The following is a 21795-nucleotide window of genomic DNA, read 5'->3' as shown; positions in this document are numbered from 1 at the left end:
GGAATACTAAGACCGGCGATTGCCGGTCTTAATTTTTCAGATATCATCCGCTTAAATAACTATTAGGTCGAAGACCATTAACCTGAAAATAAAAATTTAGATATGTTAGATTCCTCTTTAAAAGAACAATTACGTACTGTATTTGCAGACCTTAAGGCTCAATATACATTTGATATAGCAGTGTCTGATCAACATGAGAGCCGCAATGAATTACTCGAAATGTTATCCGATGTTGTTTCCTGCTCGGATAAGCTGTCGAGCAAAGTGAATGAAGGAAATGGGCTTGAGTTTTCTATCCTCAAAGATGGTGAGAAAACAGGCGTTAAATTTCGTGGCATTCCTAATGGTCATGAGTTTACCTCATTACTGTTGGCTATACTGAATAGCGATGGTAAAGGAAAGAATATTCCCGATGACTTTATTGTCGGTCGTGTAAAAGCATTGAAAGGACCCATCAGTTTGACTACTTATGTATCATTGACATGTACCAACTGTCCTGATATTGTTCAGGCACTTAATGTAATGGCTATTCTCAATCCTGAGATTTCTCATGAAATGGTTGATGGTGCATTGAATCAGGAAGAGGTTGATGCATTAAAGTTGCAAGGTGTTCCTGCTGTATTTGCAGATGGTAAGTTGCTTCATGTAGGAAGAGGCGATTTTGGAGAATTATTATCGAAACTCGAAAATCAATATGGTAGCGACGATCAAAAGATCGAAACAGGTACTACTAAAAACTACGATGTAGTTGTAGTTGGTGGAGGTCCTGCGGGTGCAGCCGCAGCCATCTATTCGGCACGTAAAGGCTTGAGTGTTGCATTATTGGCTGAGCGTATTGGCGGACAAGTTAAAGAAACCGTGGGTATTGAGAATATGGTTTCTATTCCTAAAACCACAGGAGAAGAGCTTGCCAATAATTTGAAACTACATATAAAAGACTATGCTATTGATGTATTAGAGCATCGCTTAGTCGAAAATGTAGAGGTAGAAGAAGGCCATAAGGTTGTATATACCAATGTAGGGGAGAAGTTGATAACTCCTGCCTTGATTATTGCAACAGGTGCAAGCTGGCGTAAATTGAATGTTGCCGGTGAATCTGAATACATCGGAAAAGGAGTAGCCTTCTGTCCCCACTGTGATGGTCCTTTCTATAAAGGGAAGCATGCTGCTGTAGTAGGCGGTGGAAATTCTGGAATCGAAGCAGCTATTGATTTGGCTGGTATTTGTTCTAAAGTAACTGTTTTCGAATTCTTAGATGAATTGAAAGCTGACAAGGTATTACAGGAAAAAGCCAGAAGTCTACCGAATGTAGAAATTATCCTGAGTTCTCAAACTACAGAAGTGGTAGGGAACGGAGATAAGGTTACAGGTATTCGTGTGAAAGACCGTAAGACTGAACAAGAACGTGTTGTTGAACTCGACGGTATTTTTGTACAGATCGGTTTGGCTGCAAATAGTTCGGTGTTCAAAGGGTTGGTAAGCATGAATCGTTTTGGCGAAATAGAAGTAGATAGCCATTGTCGTACAGATGTTCCGGGTATTTATGCTGCCGGAGACGTAACTACGGTTCCTTACAAGCAAATTATTATAGCTATGGGAGAAGGTGCAAAAGCTTCACTTTCAGCATTCGAAGATCGTATCAGAGGTGTACTCTCTTAAATATATTATAAAAATAAGAAAGGCTATCCCTGTTGGATAACCTCTTTTTTTATTATATATAGAGTAGTCTATATGTAAGTGGAAGATTGTAAGATAATTATGAAGGTTTATTCGTACGGACTATATGCCAATATATATGTAGAATAAACCTTTTTTGTGGCATACCCTTATTCTTATGTAGAATAATATGTAGTAAATAATACTACATAATAGCAATTAAAACCACTTAGTATGTTTACAATAAATTTCAAAGGAAAGCCACACCCTAAAGACGAAAAGTTGATTAAACTGGACATGATTCTCTTCCAGACAGGTTATCCCAGAGTCTCTAAAGCATTAAACATTACAGCACTAGAGGGGGACTGGGACCAAACAAAACAATGCTTTAAATCAAAATCCAAAGATGCATCAAGTAAAAATAATATTCTGCTTAATATGCGTCTGAAATATCAAAAAATTGCCGAAGATTGGGAGGCAGATGGTGTAAAGTGGTCTCCTGTCCAATGGTCACATTATTTTGATGAAAGAGAGAATGAGGCTCCAACAAAGAAGAAAGTAAGAGTGATGACAATTTCCCAGTGTATTGATACCATTATGGAAAACATGAAGAATCAGAAAAGGCTTAAAAATGGGAAATTTATAACTTGTACTAACAATGCCCGCCAATATAAATCTTTCAAAAATCAGCTTCAAATATTCACACAAGAAGTATATGGAAAAAGTTTATCAAGCTATTTTTTCAAAGATATCGATGAAAAATTCTTGCAGGATTTTGTCATATATTTTCAGGAAAGAGGAATCCGGGAAGGGACAGGTGCGGGTCTTCCTGAAAAATTAAAAAAGTTTATAGGAGTTTTTTATAATGCAAATCAAATGGGGCAACCTTACACAGACAAGAAGTTATTTGAATGTGTTCAGCATTATATTAAACGTAAAGAAACCCCTCCTCAAACCATCTCTTACGAGATTATTACACGAATAGAGGAAATGGATAAAAGCCAATTTAGCAATAAAGAAAAATATTGGATCGATTTGTTTCTATTCAGTTTCTATGCAGGAGGAATGGCTAGTGTAGATGTTTGTTATCTTACATGGGATTGTATTGTAGATGGTATAATAATTTACGAACGGACTAAATTCCCCAAAGAAGCCGAAATGCCTTTTAATACCAAAGCAAAAGCCATTGTGGAAAAATATAAAAATAAATGCTATCAAAACTATGTACTTCCTATTTTCACCATAAAACATAAAACAGAACTTCAGCAATGGAGATGTACAAGACGACTTCAGGACAAGGTAAACAGAACCCTGAAAAAAGTATCTAAAATACTCAAACTAGAGAAATCATTCACATGGTATGCAGCCAGAGGTACATTCATTACCAAAATGATAGATGAAGGATATCATCCGATTGCAGTAGCAAAATTTGCCGGAAATAGTCCGAACACTATTTATAAGCATTACTGGGATCAAACCCACAAGGAAGATGTTCTCAATCACATGAATGAAATGTTTTAGTATTTCATATACCGTACTTTTTTAAGGAAATATTGCCACAACAATCAACAGGCATTATTACCGGGCAATCTTCGATGAAAGTACGAGAAAAGAAATCAATAAGATAATATAATTAAAGTAAAGCCGTTAATCAGTACCGGCTTGCTCTTTTTATAAACAAGCTCAATACGTCAAATCCGTTACCGGATAAAACATCCATATCCGCTTTGACTTCTCTCTATACCAAAAAAGGTGACTCTAAAGCCTGCATCATCTGCCGGTAAACGTATTGCTCTATAACGTTTTCTGTTTTTTCTTTACTCCTGCGTTTTTGCAGAGACACATTTTAAGTTAATTTATGTTATATTTTATAGTATACTAGAATATTAGTTCACTACTATCGAAAATGATATTTACTTTTAACAATTACCAAACCTAAATTAATATTAGAAGCGATTTACGTACACAAGCTTATATAAATAATTGCACAATTTTAAAATAATATAATATCATGACCTACAAATATGCAAAATAGCATATAAATCACAATATAATAATAGGTAAAACTATGATTACGGAAGGCCTCACACTAATTTAAGAAGTAAAACGAATGAAAACGCAATACTACAAACTACCTATACAGTTCGATTTTGTTTTTGGGGATGAAACTTCCCAAATGCCTAAATGCAGCGAAAAAGAATCGATAGACCAGTACATTGAATTATTACTGACAACCTGCCCCGGCGAACATGAGTTTGACCATGAATGGGGATGTAGGATATGGGATATGGATTTTGAGAACGTAACCGCTAAAAGCGATTGGGAAGAAAAATTCAAAGGTCACATCCTAAGCAGCGTTCAGCGATACGAAGAGAGAATCAAAGACATATCGCTGGAACTTACTATAGATGATGTGGCACGCATCGATTATAACTTACAGACTACGGCCATAAAAAAGCAAGTTTTGGTGCGTATCATTGCAAGCCTGTTATCAACAGGAGAGAAGTGCTGTTTTAACTATGCACTATATCTGGGACCGCTAAGCACACAATAGGATGAACACAGGAAATACACAATACACCAAGCGTAATATACTTAAAAGGATGCAAAAATTTGCCGTTATCCTTTTAGGCGTAAAGTCGGTTAAGGAGCTTGACCCGATGGTGCTTTTATTCATTCAGTCGCTGGCAGAAGAGGTCTATAAACTGGCAGGTCAAATAAACAGCATTGAATCACGCCTGCTGGAAAAGCTCTCCGGGATTCTTATTCCGGATATGTATATATCTCCCAGACCTGCTCATGCTATCTTACATGCCTCTCCACTTGAAAGGTCATGCTTACTGACTCAGGAATCCGGATTTTTCATTGATAAATACCAACATAAGGACGGGGTACTGAATAAACAATCGTTCTATCCTGTTTGTAATACGCTGTTGAAAAAGGGAGGCATCCGTTACATAATAATCAACGGATTACTGCACAGCACGGATACCGACTCTTCAAAAACACTGATTTGCCATCCCGACAGGTCAGAGAATACAGATGCAAATACATGTTGGATAGGTCTGGAACTCGATAGTTCTATACCCAATCTCAAAAATCTGTCTTTTTACTTCGATTTCCCGTACATAGAAAACAAGAAGGAATACTTAGGGTTGCTCCCTTATCTTAGATGGTCATTAAATGGCACCCCCCTGAAAATAGAGCAGGGACTATACACCATTCCTTCTGAATATAACAACAAGGATATTGCCCTTTTCTCTAATTCGGCATTAGATTTGTCACATACTGTCAACGAAAGTATTTTATCCTTTTATCACAGGCAATTTATTACTGTGGCTGACGATACAGATATCAACTCATGTCGTCAAGCCTTTCCTGAAAACCTAAAAGTGTTTTATCCTCAAAGCATAACAAGCGACATAAGCAAACCGCTGGTCTGGCTTGAAATTAAGTTCCCTTCTGCTTTCAGTACAGCAGTTATCGAACAAATGACAATCAATATAAACGCTTTTCCCGTTGCTAATAAACGCTTGTGCACGCTAAATACGGGTGTCAACGAATTCTCGCAGGTCGTACCATTGCGTACGGACAATAACGAATCGTTTCTGTTTGTGCAGAGCCTGACCGACACTAAGGGGCGTGAATATTATGAGTTGCCCTTCAAGAATACCCCCCAAAAGGAATACAGAAGCTATTCGTTGCGCAGAGGCGGTATTGAACGCTATGATTCAAGGGATGCGAAGGAATTTCTTATCAACCTGACTAACCGGATGCAAAGCCGTGCAACCTTTCTTACAGACAAAAGCGATAACGATGAAGATTCTAAAGAAATTCAGCAGCAGATACAGCTTCTTGTCAATTACTTGAAAAAAGAAACCCAAGAATACAAAGACAGCAGAGAACCGGGCACTTACATTATTACCGACTGTATAGACAATGATGAGGTTTTGTTTGTAAAATACTGGGCTACCAACTGTGAAAAAGTGAACGGTATCCGCAACGGAACCGTACTGGAAAGTAATTCCGGATTGGAATTCGATTCCTCTTCAATCAGGCTGCTTACTACGACAGCCGGAGGGAAAAGCGCACCCCGGTCTGCGGCTAAGACATCGATGCTTCGTCAAACCTTACTTTCGCGAACCGTTCTTGTGACAAATAACGATATTAAAAAATATTGCCTGAGTGAATTCAGGGATACGGTCAGCAAGGTCAGAATAAGTAAAGGCTATATGGAATATCCGGGGCAGGAATATAGTTTCCTGCGTACCATAGATGTATACCTGACACCACATAAACGACTTAACAAATTGTTTCATCAGCAGGATACCGAATTTATCAGGCAGAAACTGGTTAAGCACTCTCCTGCCACCTATTATTACCGGATTTTAATCGAAGAATAATTATTAATAGAAAATAAGTATATGGAAGTTGCCGTATTACAATTTGTATCCTTATATCTGTTGCTGCCCCTTATCGGGATTGTTTTAACTGTCGTAATGTACTTTATTGCTAAAAAGAATCAACTTTTAAGCAACAAGAAATTTATTTTCTACTTCCTGATAGTCTGTCTGGTTATGGCTTTACCCGCTTTGCTTGGTTTTTTACACTTCTGGTTTATGCCTTATGCATACATAGGATTATTTATTTTCTATTTTTTACTCGGATTGCGGAATGTGTTTTTTATACATAGAATGATTCTGGAACTCAAAGAAAAACCTTACTATGCAGAGTTCTTAGCCTTGTTTGTAATTATGTTTGTAGGCTATGCCCTGTTTAGTCTTGTCTTTAACCTGTGCAATGAACTCCAATATGGTTTCTGGGCAGCTACATGTATTTTCCCTTTTATATTTTCATCCGTCTTTCTTCAAACTTACAAAATTTTCATGGATATTCCCCTTGAAATCTATAATGTATGGTCATATAAGGGCGAGAATCGTCAGGTCGATACAAATCAAATTGACCCCAATAGGACGATTGTCGTTGAATTAGAATTAGTCATCAATACACTGAATGATAATGCGATAAACATTAAGGCAAAAGCATTAGAAGATTTACCTTTCGGTTACTGGTTTAAAGTATTTGTGAACGATTATAACATAAAAAAAAGTGAAGCACCGATAGTTTACGCAAATATAAGCAATTCATACGGTTGGATTTTTTATAGCTATTCTAAGTTTTTGAAACGTAAAAAATACATAGATGCAGAACTATCATTTGCTGCAAACAAGATAAATGACGGTGCCACGATCATTGCCAAAAGAGCCGAATTTTCCCAATAACCCAATAATCATATATAGTTATGAGTAAATATAAATTAAACAACTGGATACCGGGAGCAGATATTGAGATTGACCAGTTGATAAAAACCGAAGACTATTTCACGGAAAATCTTATCGATAGCCTTGCAATCGAAATCACCGATACTAATTATGGACTTTTGCCACTACAGAGTAGTCAAAATGAATCGTGCAAACTCGAATTGGAATTACAGGATAAAGGCACGGCACGGTTAAACCTTACGCATTGTAATGGCATAACCCGTACAGGTTATGTAATTCATTACGATTCTGCCCATAACCAACCGATTCACACCTTACTCGATTTTGGTTTACAAGACACAGAGGAAGAGACGTTGCCTTCTTATTGGGACGTTGTGCTGACTGTAAACCCGTTTCAAAGAGTCCCTCTTGCCAATACAGGTAAGAATAAAAAGATACCAACTGATCTGTTTACAGCGTCTCTTTTTAGTTTATCGGTGGTCTCGGCATTCTCATCCGGCAAAAACGAAAAAGGTGTTTACAACCTGATCATCGGACGAATTGTAAAGAATGCAGATGCTTTTATGCTCGATTCGCAATATATTCCTCCTTGTACAGAGATGGAAAGCCATTGTGAATTAATACGATATAATGCACTTTTTGGGAAACACCTCAACGAACTTGAAAGGGTCTCCTGTAATATTATTGAAAAGATACATTCCAGACCCCATAAATCGCCATTGGAAGAATCTGTTTTCGGGATATGCAAGGCAATAATCATGTATATTGCGGAAATACATTTTCGCTACAGAAACATGAGCAGCTATTCGACACCTGTTAAGAATATCACTTATTTCTCGTCATTAGCCTCTCAGATACAAATGACTCTGGCGAAATTAACCAAAACAGATAAGGAAGAGTTGCTCAAATATTTTCAGCAGTGGAACGATGTAACCCCCGGTGCGTTTGAAGAAATGCTGAAAAATACCTCTCAAATAAAGTATAATCACAACGATATCCGTCCGGCGATGACTCAGCTAGAACAGTTTTTGATATTTATCACAGATCTGTGGCACACGCTCAACGGGTTGCATTTTATAGGGCAGCATAAGGAAAATATTGTCATATCAGAGAGGATAAAAGAACCTGACACACCAAAATCTACCGGAAGCTGGGTAATATTTGATTGATATAGTAAAGAACAATTCGCAATTGCTAAATAAGGTTTCATATGCCGGATACAAAAAAGGTCCATATAAAAAATAAGTTTTCCACAGCCAACAGCATGAGTACCGATTACCGTGCCGAGGTAATCGCTGCGGGGCTGATCGAGTCGGGACAGGACGCTAATAAGATTCTTATCGCCCGTGAGAAAGGCGACAAGCGACATGTATCCAAAGATGTTCAACGGATTGAATACGGCTTTTCTACGCAGGACCTGATGGAGTACCTCTATATTCATACCAACCGCAAAAGCATGTATGACAACCTTCCCGAAGGTATCTTCCACCAGCCTTACGAAACCGCCAAGAAGAAATCCCATCAGGATGTCTTGTCGGAAATGAGAAGGCACAGGCAGGAAGAATTCGCTGCTCGGAAGTTTTTCCAGCCTTTCGAAATGGCGATAGATCAGTTACTGACCCGGGCACAGCTTTATGAAAGGAAATTCGACAAAATGAATTTTTACGATAACCTCAAAAGCGTGTTTGTCCGTTACTGGCCTGTCCTTAAACTCATGTCGGTCAGTCAGGCGGCATTCTTTATTAAAATCGTACCGGAATTATACCATATATATACTGATCTCGAATTTATGGGACATATCTTAGGCATTATTTTCGATACACCCATCAAGGTCGAACTTGGCGATCTCTCTGCTAAACCGATGAAAAATGATCAGGTGCCTCAATTTAAAAAGTGGAGGCTCGGAGTTAACACTGTTGTAGGCGGTGGTGCGTTTCAAGACGGTAGCAGGAACATTCGCATTACCATAGGTCCTGCGATGCCGGAAGAAGTCAGACTCTTTATGCCGACCTTGCGCAACGGATTAATACTCAAAGAACTGCTAAGGTTGATGTTGCCCCTTGATTGTCAAAGGGAGATCAACTATCTGACTCTAAAAGAATTTTCCAAGTTCAGGCTGTCATCAGACACACATAACGCCTACTTGGGGATTAACACAACATTATGATTAAAACACATTAAATTATAACTTATGGCAACTTCAAAAGCACCAGACGAACGAATTCAGACAAACGCAATTGTATATGTAGCCCGAAAAAAAGTAGACTTTGTTTGGCTATCCATCGAGCAGGAATACGGCGACCATCATTATTTTGAAATCTGCTTAGACTATCATGTTTTGCAGGATTCGCTGATGAAATCTCCGGCAGATCTGTTTAACCTTATCGACCATCCCGTGTCAATAGACATACAGCATGGAAACGATACGGCAAATGCATATGTTTTCAAAGGAATAATAACCGGTGTGATACCCACTGCTGAAAAAGGCAGGTATGGTTATATACTAATCAAAGGGGCAAGCCCCACTATAATGCTTGAACAGGGTAAACGCCTTGAAATTTATTCCGAAATGACAATAGATGCTATTTTCGAGCAGGTCACTTCAAGGGTACATCAGGTATATATGCAAGCCACGGGCACCCCTACATATAAGAATACCATAAACTTTGTTATGCAACATAACGAAAGCGACTGGAAGTTCCTTCAAAGGCTTGCTCAGGATTACGGGGAAAATTTGTTTTTCAGTGGTTCAGACATATTGTTCGGAGAATACGATGAATGGAAACCGGAGGTAATGACTTACAATACAGATATAATAGAGCTTAAGTTCGGATCACGCCTTTTACCCAATGCATTTACCCGTTACCATTATCAGGCTGAAAATGATACGGTGCTCCAAAAACAAGCACCTGAAGGCATTGAGAACTCAAACCAATATATAGATAAAGTAGCCGAGCGAAGCGTAGACCTTACCGAGATTTGTCCGCCTAAGACACCATCTAACGTAGCTGTAAGAGGGCAAGCCGAACTCGATGAACTGGTCGCAAAGCAGAAAACACGCACGGCAGCCCGTACAAACTATATAACAGGCGAATCCAACAGCTATAAATCTACCATAGGACGTTTGATAAACATTAAGTTGGCAGAAACCATATCCGAAAAAAGAGATTTGGGAACGTATAGAGTAATTAAAAGCATACATAAGATCGATCAGAACCATATTTATTCGAACAGCTTTGAAGCAGTACCGGCTTCCCTGAAAGTAATGCCGATGCCCGAAATACCGATGCCCGTAGCAGGTCCTATGAGAGCTGAAGTTATCAACAATACAGACCCCGAAGGTTACAGGCGTGTACAGGTCAGATTCCCGTTTGCACAGAACCGTTGCACACACTGGATGCGGGTTGTGAGCCCTCATGCGGGATCAAGCAGCGAAGTGGAAAGAGGAAGGGGTATGAATTTCACACCAGAAAAGGGTGATCAGGTGATGGTCGATTTTGAATACGGAAATCCCAATTTCCCATTTGTATCCGGGAGTTTGTTTCACGGCAAAAATGCATCGGATGCAGGTATGGAAAACTATATTAAAAGCATTATCAGCCGTATGGGACTTACTTTTGAATTAGATGATAATCCCGAATCATTAGGTATTACACTCAAAGACAAAAAAGGAAACTATATTCATATAGATACTAAAGGCAATAATATTGAACTCACAGCAGTAGAAACTGTAATCATCAATGCCAAAGATATTAAGATGAACGCTTCTAACAATATTGAAATGAAAGCCGAACAAGCCATCAAAGCAGATGCGATGGCTGAAGTGCATATCGGAGCTCAAGCCAATGTAGATATAGCAACTGAAGCTAATATACAGATAAAATCAGTTGGTTCTACGGATATTACGGCAAAATCAGACATAAAAATTGAAGGTAAAGCGGCAAAGATTACCAGTGCTTCCGACATGGAAATATCCGGAAAGGAAACGGTAATAAAAGGTCAATCGACAAAAATAAGTGGAGCTAGTCATAAAATAGAAATTGCATAGTTATGGGAGTACCAATAGTTGTTGTAGGAAATAAACACATCTGTCCGATGTCGGATGGTTCAAAACCCCACGTAGGGGGAACTGTTACAAAAGGAGTAGATGGAGTGTTGATAGACGGAATACCTGTTGCTATCAAGGGGAGCAAATGTGTTTGTACCGGCAGTCCCAAACCGAACTCTATTACAATAGGTAGTCCCGGAGTGTTTATCGATGGCGAGCAGGTGGCTATTGTAGGTAGCATGACTGAACATGGAGGCGTTATAATTGACGGAGTTCCCGGTGTAACCATATCCGGTGGATTTGCTATGCGTGCCGAAAATCCCGAAAAACCGGAGCCAAGGATATTTAATTTGCAATGGAGAAAGAAAAGTTTTATTATAAGAGATACGAACTATGAAGAAACTGTGCTTTTATCAGCCGATACTGTGGGTTATGAAGATGGAGAAGAAGTTGCTCTTAAGATTTATGAAGAAGGAAGCGATGAGATAATTGATGAAGTAAAGGGAATTGTAGAAAATGGTCGCTTAGAAGTAGAATGGAAAACTAAAAATGAGGAGGAGAAATAAATGGGAAAAGATCCTTTGACAAAGAAATACAAATTCTCTGCTACTAATTATGATGGAAGAGAAGTCGAGAGTGATAGACTAAGTACTACAGATGGAATTATTCTGCGATTTAATCGATATAGCCTTCATCAGGCAAAAACAGACGAACAATATCAAAATTTTAATCTGAATCCAAATTTTCCAGACAAAGTTGGTATCTATGAATACTGTAGGAAAAATATTGTGGAAGGCTACATTTATATGTACAACGAGAAATTTAAAGACATCATTGAATTTAGATGTATAGCCGGTATATTGATTCAGGGTCCTCGGATAAAATGGGATAAAGAAGCATCAGACTTTAGGGAAATTGAACCTTATGGTGACTATAAAGACTATACTATTATAAAAAAAGGCATTGTATATTGGTTTGCTTATTCAACAGAACAATGGTCTGTAAGATATACCCGATCGATGATTGATGACCAGAAATTAAGAGAAAAAAGATTTCAGGAATTAGACACAAGTTATTTGACTAAAAATAAGGATGTTGCGACTTATGAAGATATTCTAATCTATCATGAAAAAAACAATCCGAGTGAATATGAACGTATAGCATATGATAAATTTGAACTCGGATTATCATCAATTAAACCTCTGGATGACAAAACACCCTATGTTTATTTTTCTTTACATGACCCAATCGGATGTGCTACGGATTTAAGAAAGGATCAACTAATCGCCTTGGGAGATCTTAGTCAATTAGTAAATAGTATATCGGTAAATACAAAAACAAGTAATAAATATACAAACGAGGATTTTCACTATCTTCATCTACATGCCTTAACTTTTTACAAAATGTTTTATGGCAGGTCATCAGGTTCATCAGAAACAGATAAAACACTTGATGTATTAAAAGAGAAAATTGTAGAACAGGAGTTTCTGGAAAAAATATTGCTAGTCGAAAGAAGGGGAGAAGCAAGAATTCATGCCAATAATATACGAAGAACAATGTTAACCTTTGCGGATACTGATTATTACAGGGCTGCACTCGATGATTTCAAAAATAACCACCCTATTCATATGGAGCGGGGTATAGAAAGAGTTGTAGAACATCATAAAGGAATATCTATGGATGCCAATTTAGTAGACCGTCATATAGATATTAAAGACACCTCTTGTGATTTCAATAAAGATGTAACAAAGTATATGCAGGAATCTGCTTCTATTGGCCATAAGGTAGATGAGTTGTTGTCCCAAAAATACGATTTAGAAGATATTCTTTTCATCGAAGGTAATAAACCAACCAATGTAGATGATGTGGTATCGACAACTGATATAATATGGTCGAATATGACCAATGCCGGTATTGCATGGAACGGGCATCTTACGCAAATTACAAAAAGCGAAGATGCTGCGAGGACGGCGGCACAAACAATGGCAGATGAAGCGGCAGAGATAGCCAAAGAAGCACAAAAAATAGCACAGGCGGCAGCTAAAGCAAGCGAAGGAGTAAAAGACGGAGTTCAGTTGGCAACAACCTCTAAGGGAACCTATTTGATTATAGAAGAAAGATGGTTTAATAAAGTATCCATTAGTGAGAGGACACTTAAAGGACCCCGAGGAGGTACGAAAAAAATAAATTGTTGGGTCTTCGATCAAATAACAATGGACGAATTGCTCAAAGACGTGCATTGCATACAAAAAACAGACTACATTAAACGGGGAGGAAGAGCGGCCAAAAGAAAAGTAGGAATACCTATCCGTAGAATAGCCGATACCGAAGGCAAAATACTCGGAGGTTACAGAAAACACGTAGTCATTGAGGCTATTATTGACAAAGTAGCTAAAGCGGCCGCAGCAGATGAGGCGGCCAAGACCGCGGCCGTGGCAACAGCAGCAGAAGCTAATAAAACAGCCGCAGCAAAGGCTGCCGCGGCAATGCCTTCGCATGCAAATTTACAGAGGATAGTTGAGACTATCTTCAAGTCTAAATCTTTTATGGGACTTACCAGTTGCATTAGTGCATGGAATCTAAGTTCGGCTATTTCTAACATTGATAATAACTCTATTCCATACAATTTTTTTAGTATATTTGGAGCAACAGCTGAACTTGGGCAGTTTGTAGCTAGCTATGTTTCCTTGTTTTCGAAGATACCGAAGCACATGGTTCAAAGTCTTAATTTTTACTCAAATATCTTCGGGATAGCAAGTTGTACAGCTCTTGGTATTGTCAATGTGATCGATGGAATATCAGCTTTTCGACAAAATAATACCAAAGCCGGATTAGCTTATATAGGCAGTGCGGTAGGATTCTTCGCTGCGGCAGGAATTTCAGCTGGGTTGATGTTACAAACACCTCCGGTGTGGGCTCGGAACAAATACCTGATCATAGCCTATCTGGTGAGTATCGGTCTGATGCTGCTTGCTATTTATCTAACGCATACGCCTTTAGAGCAGTTTTTAGCAAACTATATACTTCAGAAAGATGCTATTAAAAAAGTTAATGGTTGGAAAAGGATGGAAGCTCCCCAAATAATGCAGACACTGTGTGAAAACAAAGCAGATATAATAGGAGATGATTTCCCCAAATGGCATACTTTGAAACAGTCGTTAGAGTGTTTTACATTGTTATTAATGAATATGAAAGTAACGCCTAAGCATGAGATAGTGAAGGTACATGGCAGTTTGTGGAATAGAATCATAAATTCCTATACCACTACCTATAAATTAAATAATATATTTGTAGCATGTTCTTATAATACCCTGACATTCGATAGTGATGTAGAATATGGTCTACGGATATTTTACAAAAAACCTAGTGATGATGGTAGTAGGCTTCATTGTAAAGATATTGAAGGAGATTTTTCCGAGTTATCTAACGGTTGTCGAATCTCATATAGTCGGTCTTATATCGACAGTTGTATATCATATACATATAGAATACATAGTGCATACTTTTTTCAACGGGTTATTTATAAAGACGGTTCGTGCTTCCCTCCGGTAAATGAAAAGGGAGAAGATATCTATTTTATGGAAAGAGTTGATGTTGATACTTCCTATTCCAATATGGATAGCGGATCGTCATACATGGGCAAAACAGTGCAAGACATTATGGAGATAAGTGGTAGCGAAAACAGGGCACCCTTTAGTTTCGATAAGTTACACGAAATTGTAAAAAGAAAGCTAAGCTCCAAGAGAGAAGGAAACAAAGAAATAATACTCGAAACCAACCATTTTAATTATTAAATAAGATATGAACAATCAGGAATATAAAGATAAAATATTGGTGATAGAAAGTAGTAAACCTTATTATTTCAGAAAAATATTTGCCAATTATATAGATGACGAAAAGATGATAACCGAACTCATAAAATTTCCTATAGAAAGAATTATAAATATAGTATTGGCTTTAGGAGTGACAATTCTTGGCATTTGGGCTATAATCAGAAGTTCTGAAAAATGGAGACTAGAAGAAATTATATTGACATTTTTTATAGGAATTATCGTTGTCAGTTGTATAATTATAATAATCAACAACATTCTGAATACTGACCGAAAGTTTATTTTCAACCGTGAGAATGGTACATTAACGATGCGAGCCACAGTTTTAAACTGGATACCCAGAACAATAACCATTCCATTTGAAGATGCTCGAATCGGAGTGTCAGGAACTCCTCTAGCTCAATCCATAGGGGTTATGATATCTGGAAATAAGTTTTGGCATATTAAAATAACTGCAATTCAAGATTCTACAGACTGGACTAATTGTATGTCCTTTTTAGTATGGTATATGGACAGAAACAGGCCATTACCTCCGGGAGAAGACCTGGATGCTTACAGGCAAAAAGATTATGAACGCCGTAAAGCAGAAGGTTTCCTTAAACCCTTATACAAATCGACAATCTCAATGACCGATGTCGATGGAGATACACAGAGATATAGAAGTAATGTAAATTAAATTAATAGAAACAACAATTACAGATCGAAATTTTATTCAAGTAAGTTAATAAAAAAGATAATGAACAGCAAGGAATCTATCCGAAAGAAAATATTAAGCTATGCCGACCTGATCTGGGGTTCAAAAAAGATTGAACAATTCGATATCGTAATTCGGTTATTGGTCGAAGAATTGACTAACGAACTCTATTTGATTCAGAATAGTATACATAATATAGATAAAATTCTGTTAGAGAGGCTTGCTGAGAGGCTTATTCCTAAGCAGTACTTGTCGGTTCGCCCTGCCCATACAATACTCCAGTTGAAAACCAATCAGCCTATACTTACTCTCAACGAGCAGGTGCCTTTTTATCTGAACAACGTACCGGAAGAATTAAAAAACAAGGCAATATCTACAGTCTCATTTCATCCGGTTACCGAAGTCAAACTGTTCAACATCCATACAGATAACTATTTTCATTACCCTAATCTATACTCGGTAGACAATTCCGGAAAAAAGAAAGTGAAATCAATAGCCCAGCAGTCGGTTGATTCCAATTCAATCTGGTTGGCACTGGATATTAATAAGCAGATATCCGATTTGGAAGGATTGTCGTTTTATATCGAATTTCCAGAACTTTCCGAGATTCACGATTACTATCAGGTTATGTCCTATACCGAACTGATTGTAAACGGAAATAACATTAAATTAAAACAAGGCTACCCTACAAATTTGGATATTGAAGACAATGACAATGAATGTAATGTACTTTCCTTCTATGAGAAAAACTATCTGACTATAGCCGAGAACTTGTCTACTGAAACACTTCGGGCAGAGAAACTGCCACAGGCACTAAAAGATATATTCGATAAAGATGAGACTGCTGAACTAACTCCTAAATATTGGGTACAGTTAAAATTCCATCATTATATTCTCCCCGAAGATTTGAGTCGGATAACAATTATACTCAATACATTTCCTGTTTTAAACAAACGTATGCATAATACCAAAGTAACCGAATATTTTTTATATGGTACTACTTCGCTTTATGCCGGCAAGGGCGAAAAACTTTTAGAGATCGACTCGGTTACTGATTCCGACAATGCAAACTACGAACCGCATATATTGGATGAGCATAAAGTTCCGGGTACTTATCATATAGAACCTGTTACCCAAACTCATATACAAGGGCTCGATGTGATGGATTATATGGAACAGATCATGGATTTGGCTCACTCCGAAAGGGTTGCTTTTCCTACAATTGATACCGACAAGGTAGCACGTACAATCCAATCCATCGCCAAATTAGGAACAAACTCGGGCAGTAAAATTGAGACGAACGAAAAAAAGAAACATACTACCGAAGTTGGAAAAATCTTGCTATCCCCCCATGACAATGTCATCCATGTCAACATTCAGTATTTGAGTACTCTTGGAAACCTTATTAACGGCTTGCCTCGCAGCGAACAATTTGCACCTCAGATGACCGATCAAACAGTCGATGCGGTGGGTATTTCTCTGACTGAGATTTGCGGTGGCAAGGAATTTTCGGATATAGATAGCCTCTTAGCAGTCAATATGTATATTTTGACCTCCAACGACAGGCTTGTTACCGAAGATAATGTAGCCAGCTTTTGTGAAATAGAGCTTGATAAATCGATCAGTAAGGTAGAAGTTGTAGATACCGTCAAGCATAGCCCCAGACCACGGGAAGGCATGATCAGCACTATAGAAATCAGACTATATCCTTCAATGAGGTTTCCCGAATTATTGCAGCAAAAAGGTCTGTTAAGGGATTTGTTAGTACGTCTAAAAAAACGTTCTCCCGAACATTATGACTATACAATAAAAGTAATGCCTGTTCAAAAAACGGTCGAAACAATGATCGTATAGATTTGACTTTAAATTACATATAGAATGGTTTTATTAAAGACGTTACTTACTAAACTTTAAATTCGATAAAATATATAATGATAATGTGACTAATTCCGCAGACTATCCATATCTAAACTTATCTCTCACGTCAGCCACGGATTCTTATTCGGATCATAATCCGTCTGGAAAGTAGCAAGCTGCCAGTCGGTAACAGGTTTATTATCTTCTGCTATTAGCGTTGATAATCCAACGTTCTTATCAAAAAAGATCTCATGAAGTGACTGAGAGTAATTGATATCTGAATTATATAAAACAGGATAAGATTTTCCTCTATATAATAAAAAAGAACGAGGCGAAGAATCATATCCTCCTATTTTTATTACAATTATGCTATCAGCTAATAAATTGATTCCATCTAATTTAGGTGCCCATCCAAAAGGTTCACTAGTCAGATATGCTTCTATCATACGCTTATTGTCAAAGTCTTCATTTATCGTTTTTAAATTGGTCGATATCGATTGACTGTTAACAATTGACATAGAAAAAGAAAATATTAGAAACAATACTGTTTTCATCTTAGTTTTCAGGGATTAAGCTATGTTTTGGTAAATAAGTCGTATTAGAGAATGCACTAGAATTATCCGCATTTAATAAAGAAGGACCGATTCCTCGAGTATCATTTCCTGATGTAATAGTATAATAATGGGTTCTTAATGACAGTCTCGATTCCGATCTCATTTTATTTTCCATAAATGTAGCATAAATTTCTGTTCTTTGTAAAACGTTACTGTATGTATTTGAAGTAAGCCCTCCTTGTGCATTATAACCCACATAAAGAAATTCCGAGAAAAATAATCCATCCATTTTATTACTCGCTATAGGCCCTCTAAAGTAATGATCTACAGCATGGGCTAATTCATGTCCTAGATCTAACCAAAAAGGACTGGTCTCTATTCCGTTCAGTGTCGGCATATTACTTCCTGTAAGATCATTCTTCATATAAACAACTGGACGCCCTTGAGCATCTAACTCCACAGCATTCCCTCTTGTGCCAGTAATGGATTGGTTAGCAGTTATTTCAACATTAGCTCTCGAACTTTCAAAAAAGCTGACTAATTCCGACCCTGTCGTCGAATTCGCTTTCAAGTCATTTAGTCCATTTAAAACCCCTTCTAAAAAACTACCAGCAGACGGAATATAATTAGACTCTTCCATTCTCCCAGTTCTTGGATTCATTCTTTCAGCATAAAGCTGTCCACCTCTATAGTTATAAGTCGATGCACCTCCACTAAGACTGATTATTATATCTTTCCCATCCGGATCAATATATTTCACAGGATTCAAAGCACAATACGCATAACTACTAATATTGGGATACTTCTCTTGAAGTGGATCAGTACTTATCCAAATACTAGTTCTCGGATCATAATACCTCGCTCCGTAATAATACAACCCTGTTTCTTCATCCAACTCCTTGGCATTAAATAAAAACGGCGTATTCCACTTATTATTACGTTCCTCGATAAATACTTCTCCGAACGGCACATACTCAATATGCTGTACAATTTCACCGTCCAAATTAGTAATTAAAGACGAACTACCCAAATGATCCGAGTGATAATAAAACTGATACAACTCAGGATTATCATTTTTTGAAGGATCAAAAGAACGGGTTGTCGGAACATCATTACAGCAGAAACCACCGCCATTCACATAATCGTCATTATCCTTACCATAATAAGGCACTTCAAAATAAGCGTAACGGTCTTTGATGGTTTGTTGAGACTGTTTGTACTTGGTCTTGTAATCCACCTTAGCCCCGTCTACTTCCGAACCTGCATATGCCACCCTTCTCGGGTCTTGTCCATAACTATCCAGATCACCCAGTTTACTAACGATACGTTGACTACCGATGTAAATATGTTTAGTGTACTGTCCGCCTTTGCTGACTACCAGATACGGATTGATATAAGCCGTAAAGTTAGCCGTCTCGGTACGTCCTCCGCTGAACACATCATTTACATAAATACCTTCATCATCACCACTGGTCTTAACCACGCGTTCTCCACTTGCGTCATACCAGTAACCGGAAATAAACCCATTGTCGTTGATAGCCTGCAAACGGTTTTCTTCGTCCCAAAGCAGCTTTAAAAATCAACCCCACCAAACGGCTAAGAATGGAGGGGCTGATATTATTACTTATAAAGCAAAGTTTTCCTTTTATATAGAACGTAGTTGATAGACTACGCTCAACGAGGAAATTACCACAAACAACCTCCTGTTTTTTTCTGTCTTACTAATTGCATACAAACTTCATGTATGGAATCTTTTTTCAAAAAGATATTATTATCAAGTTTTAATATAACAGAGTCAATACAAATAAAATCTGTTTTTGGCGAAGAATATTCTTCAAATTTTTCATCTGATTTTCTTCTAAAACCATAATTATAGTTTAGGAATGATTGACTACTCTTTCTCTCATAGCACCAAGCGTTTGCATTATATGTAAGTGACCGATTGACCGATTGTTTTGGTATTATTTTTATTAATGATAAATATCTTTTTTCTATTAAATTACCCATAATAAATCCAAATTTTTCATCACAATATAGTGAATCAATATTTACTTTGGACAAATACTTAGATAAACTATCTTCAATAGCATACTTTTTACCCTCAATATATAACTCCATATCCATTTCGGTATCATACATTTCAATATATTTAATAACTTGATCATAATATACTTTATTGTTATCCACTATTTGCTTTTTTTCCGTTTTTGAAGAGCAAGAAATTAATATAGCAAATAGTAAACACCTACTTGCTAATTGATACATCTGTGTAATCGAATTTTTTAATTATTTTAGCTGGATCAATATGACTTCCTAAGTTCGTAATTTTCCTTTCCATAGGAAGAACTGCATTTTTACTTTTACCAGGTAAGGCTAGTATATTTATAGGGGTTACATAAAATGTTTCTTCTATTTTAAGGAAACTTCCATCTGTTTTAACTGTCCCATCTAATTTGAGATTAGAATAGTTAGTAGCTCCAATTACTGTTATTTTATAAGTACCAGGTGCAGCATTGCCTAAATCTAAAACATCACTAAATTGTTCTGCAAATGCATGCTCATTATATTTACTATATCCTCCAGCAGTATTACAACTTGCAAAAATGAATAAACAACTTTTTGTTGTCTTCATTCCACTATTTTTAAGTTCTTCTATATTAGAAGATTCTTTTCCAACTTTTAAAGATCCAACATAAAATCCTTGGTCATTTTTCAAATATAGTCCTACAGGTTCACTATGTCCCCAATTTACATATGTCGCAATTTTACTTGAGGATGATAATATATTCACTAATTCTGTTCCCGTACTAAAGCCTTGAGGGGTTACACCTAATTTTTCGGCACATGCAGTTGCACACCTTCGTACAAAATCATCATCATTCACCTTTGAAACTCCTTTCTGTCCATATGTTACAATCTTTACCTGATTACCATCTGGGTCAACAAATATTATAGGATTTGCTTTACAATATAAGTACGGGTTTAAATTAAAAGCATTATAGACTCCACCGTTATGATTGCCATCTAAATAGTATCCATTAATTAGTGGAGGATCAATACTCAACCAAACACTCGTTCTCGGATCATAATACCTTGCCCCATAATAATACAATCCCGTCTCTTCATCCAACTCCTTGGCATTAAATAAGAATGGCGTATTCCACTTATTGTTACGTTCCTCGATGAATACCTCACCGAAGGGCACATACTCTATATGCTGCACAATTTCACCGTCCAAATTAGTAATTAATGATGAACTACCCAAATGATCGGAGTGATAATAAAACTGATACAACTCAGGATTATCATTCTTACTTGGATCAAAAGAACGGGTTGTCGGAACATCATTACAGCAGAAACCACCACCATTTACATAATCGTCATTATCCTTACCATAATAAGGCACTTCAAAATAAGCATAGCGGTCTTTGATCGTTTGCTGGCTTTGTTGGTACTTAGTCTTGTAATCCACCTTAGCCCCGTCTACTTCCGAACCTGCATATTCTAACCTGCGTGGGTCTTGTCCGTAAGAATCCAGATCACCCAGCTTACTAACGATACGTTGACTGCCTATGTAAATATGTTTAGTGTATTGTCCGCCTTTACTGACTACCAGATACGGATTGATATAAGCGGTAAAGTTAGCCGTCTCGGTACGTCCTCCGCTGAATACATCGTTTACATAAATACCTTCGTCATCGCCACTGGTTTTGATTACTCTTTCTCCACTGGCATCATACCAGTAGCCACTGATAAATCCATTATCGTTAATAGCCTGTAAACGGTTTTCTTCGTCCCAAAGCAGTTTGCGTTCGTTGGCTTTTTCTTCCGCCTGTCCGTCCTGTTTTTCTCTGGCTGTATTTACATACACCAG

At 37.5% G+C, this 21795-nt stretch carries 15 protein-coding genes and 1 pseudogene; 12 read left to right on the top strand and 4 right to left on the bottom strand.

Annotated elements, in window-relative coordinates:
- The first annotated feature begins 102 nt into the window (after positions 1 to 102).
- The 12 genes from ahpF to CLV62_RS10435 all read left to right on the top strand — a co-directional run bounded on the left by ahpF (position 103) and on the right by CLV62_RS10435 (position 17364).
- Complete coding sequence (gene ahpF, locus CLV62_RS10490; RefSeq protein WP_110310739.1) at positions 103 to 1659, top strand: alkyl hydroperoxide reductase subunit F; 1557 nt, start codon at positions 103 to 105, stop codon at positions 1657 to 1659.
- Between the two features lie 231 nt (positions 1660 to 1890).
- A complete protein-coding gene (locus CLV62_RS10485; RefSeq protein WP_110310738.1) occupies positions 1891 to 3177 on the top strand; it encodes a tyrosine-type recombinase/integrase in 1287 nt (428 codons plus the stop codon).
- Positions 3178 to 3766: 589 nt separating this feature from the next.
- Positions 3767 to 4210 carry a GPW/gp25 family protein gene (locus CLV62_RS10480; RefSeq protein ID WP_110310737.1) on the top strand — a complete coding sequence of 148 codons (444 nt, stop codon included), beginning with the start codon at positions 3767 to 3769 and terminating at the stop codon, positions 4208 to 4210.
- A gap of 1 nt (position 4211) precedes the next feature.
- A complete protein-coding gene (locus tag CLV62_RS10475) occupies positions 4212 to 6059 on the top strand; it encodes a type VI secretion system baseplate subunit TssF (protein ID WP_110310736.1) in 1848 nt (615 codons plus the stop codon).
- A 21-nt stretch (positions 6060 to 6080) separates the two neighbouring features.
- Positions 6081 to 6938 (top strand): TssN family type VI secretion system protein, encoded by an 858-nt coding sequence (locus CLV62_RS10470; protein WP_110310735.1) that lies wholly within the window; start codon positions 6081 to 6083, stop codon positions 6936 to 6938.
- A gap of 20 nt (positions 6939 to 6958) precedes the next feature.
- The gene (locus CLV62_RS10465; protein ID WP_110310734.1) at positions 6959 to 8107 is read left to right on the top strand and encodes a hypothetical protein; all 1149 of its coding nucleotides are present in this window, start codon (positions 6959 to 6961) and stop codon (positions 8105 to 8107) included.
- A 41-nt stretch (positions 8108 to 8148) separates the two neighbouring features.
- Positions 8149 to 9105 carry a type VI secretion system baseplate subunit TssG gene (locus CLV62_RS10460; protein ID WP_110310733.1) on the top strand — a complete coding sequence of 319 codons (957 nt, stop codon included), beginning with the start codon at positions 8149 to 8151 and terminating at the stop codon, positions 9103 to 9105.
- A 24-nt stretch (positions 9106 to 9129) separates the two neighbouring features.
- Positions 9130 to 10986 carry a type VI secretion system Vgr family protein gene (locus CLV62_RS10455; RefSeq protein WP_110310732.1) on the top strand — a complete coding sequence of 619 codons (1857 nt, stop codon included), beginning with the start codon at positions 9130 to 9132 and terminating at the stop codon, positions 10984 to 10986.
- A 2-nt stretch (positions 10987 to 10988) separates the two neighbouring features.
- Positions 10989 to 11552, top strand: coding sequence for a PAAR domain-containing protein (locus CLV62_RS10450; RefSeq protein WP_110310731.1), 564 nt, complete (start codon positions 10989 to 10991; stop codon positions 11550 to 11552).
- A complete protein-coding gene (locus CLV62_RS10445; protein WP_110310730.1) occupies positions 11553 to 14780 on the top strand; it encodes a toxin VasX in 3228 nt (1075 codons plus the stop codon).
- 7 nt (positions 14781 to 14787) lie between these two features.
- Positions 14788 to 15492 (top strand): hypothetical protein, encoded by a 705-nt coding sequence (locus CLV62_RS10440; protein ID WP_110310729.1) that lies wholly within the window; start codon positions 14788 to 14790, stop codon positions 15490 to 15492.
- A 60-nt stretch (positions 15493 to 15552) separates the two neighbouring features.
- Positions 15553 to 17364 (top strand): hypothetical protein, encoded by a 1812-nt coding sequence (locus tag CLV62_RS10435; protein WP_110310728.1) that lies wholly within the window; start codon positions 15553 to 15555, stop codon positions 17362 to 17364.
- Positions 17365 to 17489: 125 nt separating this feature from the next.
- On the opposite strand, the gene CLV62_RS10430 is transcribed toward CLV62_RS10435, so the two are convergent.
- The 4 genes and pseudogenes from CLV62_RS10430 to CLV62_RS10415 all read right to left on the bottom strand — a co-directional run.
- On the bottom strand, positions 17490 to 17885 hold the full coding sequence (locus CLV62_RS10430) for a hypothetical protein (RefSeq protein WP_146212726.1): 396 nt from the start codon (positions 17883 to 17885) through the stop codon (positions 17490 to 17492).
- 37 nt (positions 17886 to 17922) lie between these two features.
- A pseudogene (locus tag CLV62_RS10425) lies at positions 17923 to 19494 on the bottom strand (RHS repeat domain-containing protein); the annotation flags it as partial.
- Positions 19495 to 19607: 113 nt separating this feature from the next.
- A complete protein-coding gene (locus CLV62_RS10420; protein ID WP_110310725.1) occupies positions 19608 to 20186 on the bottom strand; it encodes a hypothetical protein in 579 nt (192 codons plus the stop codon).
- The coding region (locus tag CLV62_RS10415) for an RHS repeat domain-containing protein (RefSeq protein WP_317048081.1) at positions 20167 to 21795 on the bottom strand (1629 nt) is incomplete at its 5' end. The genes CLV62_RS10415 and CLV62_RS10420, both read right to left, overlap by 20 nt.

The sequence above is a fragment of the Indolivaga alginatilytica genome, from assembly GCF_003201355.1.
Classification (GTDB): Bacteria; Bacteroidota; Bacteroidia; order Bacteroidales; family Dysgonomonadaceae; genus Dysgonomonas_A; species Dysgonomonas_A alginatilytica.
This window is presented reverse-complemented; position numbering and strand designations above follow the sequence as displayed.

Bases quoted from the DNA above. Each gene is read 5' to 3' on its own strand.
- CLV62_RS10485 (WP_110310738.1), top strand. From the start codon at position 1,891: ATGTTTACAATAAATTTCAAAGGAAAGCCACACCCTAAAGACGAAAAG.
- CLV62_RS10420 (WP_110310725.1), bottom strand. From the start codon at position 20,186: ATGTATCAATTAGCAAGTAGGTGTTTACTATTTGCTATATTAATTTCT.
- CLV62_RS10455 (WP_110310732.1), top strand. From the start codon at position 9,130: ATGGCAACTTCAAAAGCACCAGACGAACGAATTCAGACAAACGCAATT.
- CLV62_RS10475 (WP_110310736.1), top strand. From the start codon at position 4,212: ATGAACACAGGAAATACACAATACACCAAGCGTAATATACTTAAAAGG.
- CLV62_RS10460 (WP_110310733.1), top strand. From the start codon at position 8,149: ATGCCGGATACAAAAAAGGTCCATATAAAAAATAAGTTTTCCACAGCC.
- CLV62_RS10430 (WP_146212726.1), bottom strand. From the start codon at position 17,885: ATGTCAATTGTTAACAGTCAATCGATATCGACCAATTTAAAAACGATA.
- CLV62_RS10440 (WP_110310729.1), top strand. From the start codon at position 14,788: ATGAACAATCAGGAATATAAAGATAAAATATTGGTGATAGAAAGTAGT.
- CLV62_RS10450 (WP_110310731.1), top strand. From the start codon at position 10,989: ATGGGAGTACCAATAGTTGTTGTAGGAAATAAACACATCTGTCCGATG.
- CLV62_RS10445 (WP_110310730.1), top strand. From the start codon at position 11,553: ATGGGAAAAGATCCTTTGACAAAGAAATACAAATTCTCTGCTACTAAT.
- CLV62_RS10480 (WP_110310737.1), top strand. From the start codon at position 3,767: ATGAAAACGCAATACTACAAACTACCTATACAGTTCGATTTTGTTTTT.
- CLV62_RS10470 (WP_110310735.1), top strand. From the start codon at position 6,081: ATGGAAGTTGCCGTATTACAATTTGTATCCTTATATCTGTTGCTGCCC.
- ahpF (WP_110310739.1), top strand. From the start codon at position 103: ATGTTAGATTCCTCTTTAAAAGAACAATTACGTACTGTATTTGCAGAC.
- CLV62_RS10435 (WP_110310728.1), top strand. From the start codon at position 15,553: ATGAACAGCAAGGAATCTATCCGAAAGAAAATATTAAGCTATGCCGAC.
- CLV62_RS10465 (WP_110310734.1), top strand. From the start codon at position 6,959: ATGAGTAAATATAAATTAAACAACTGGATACCGGGAGCAGATATTGAG.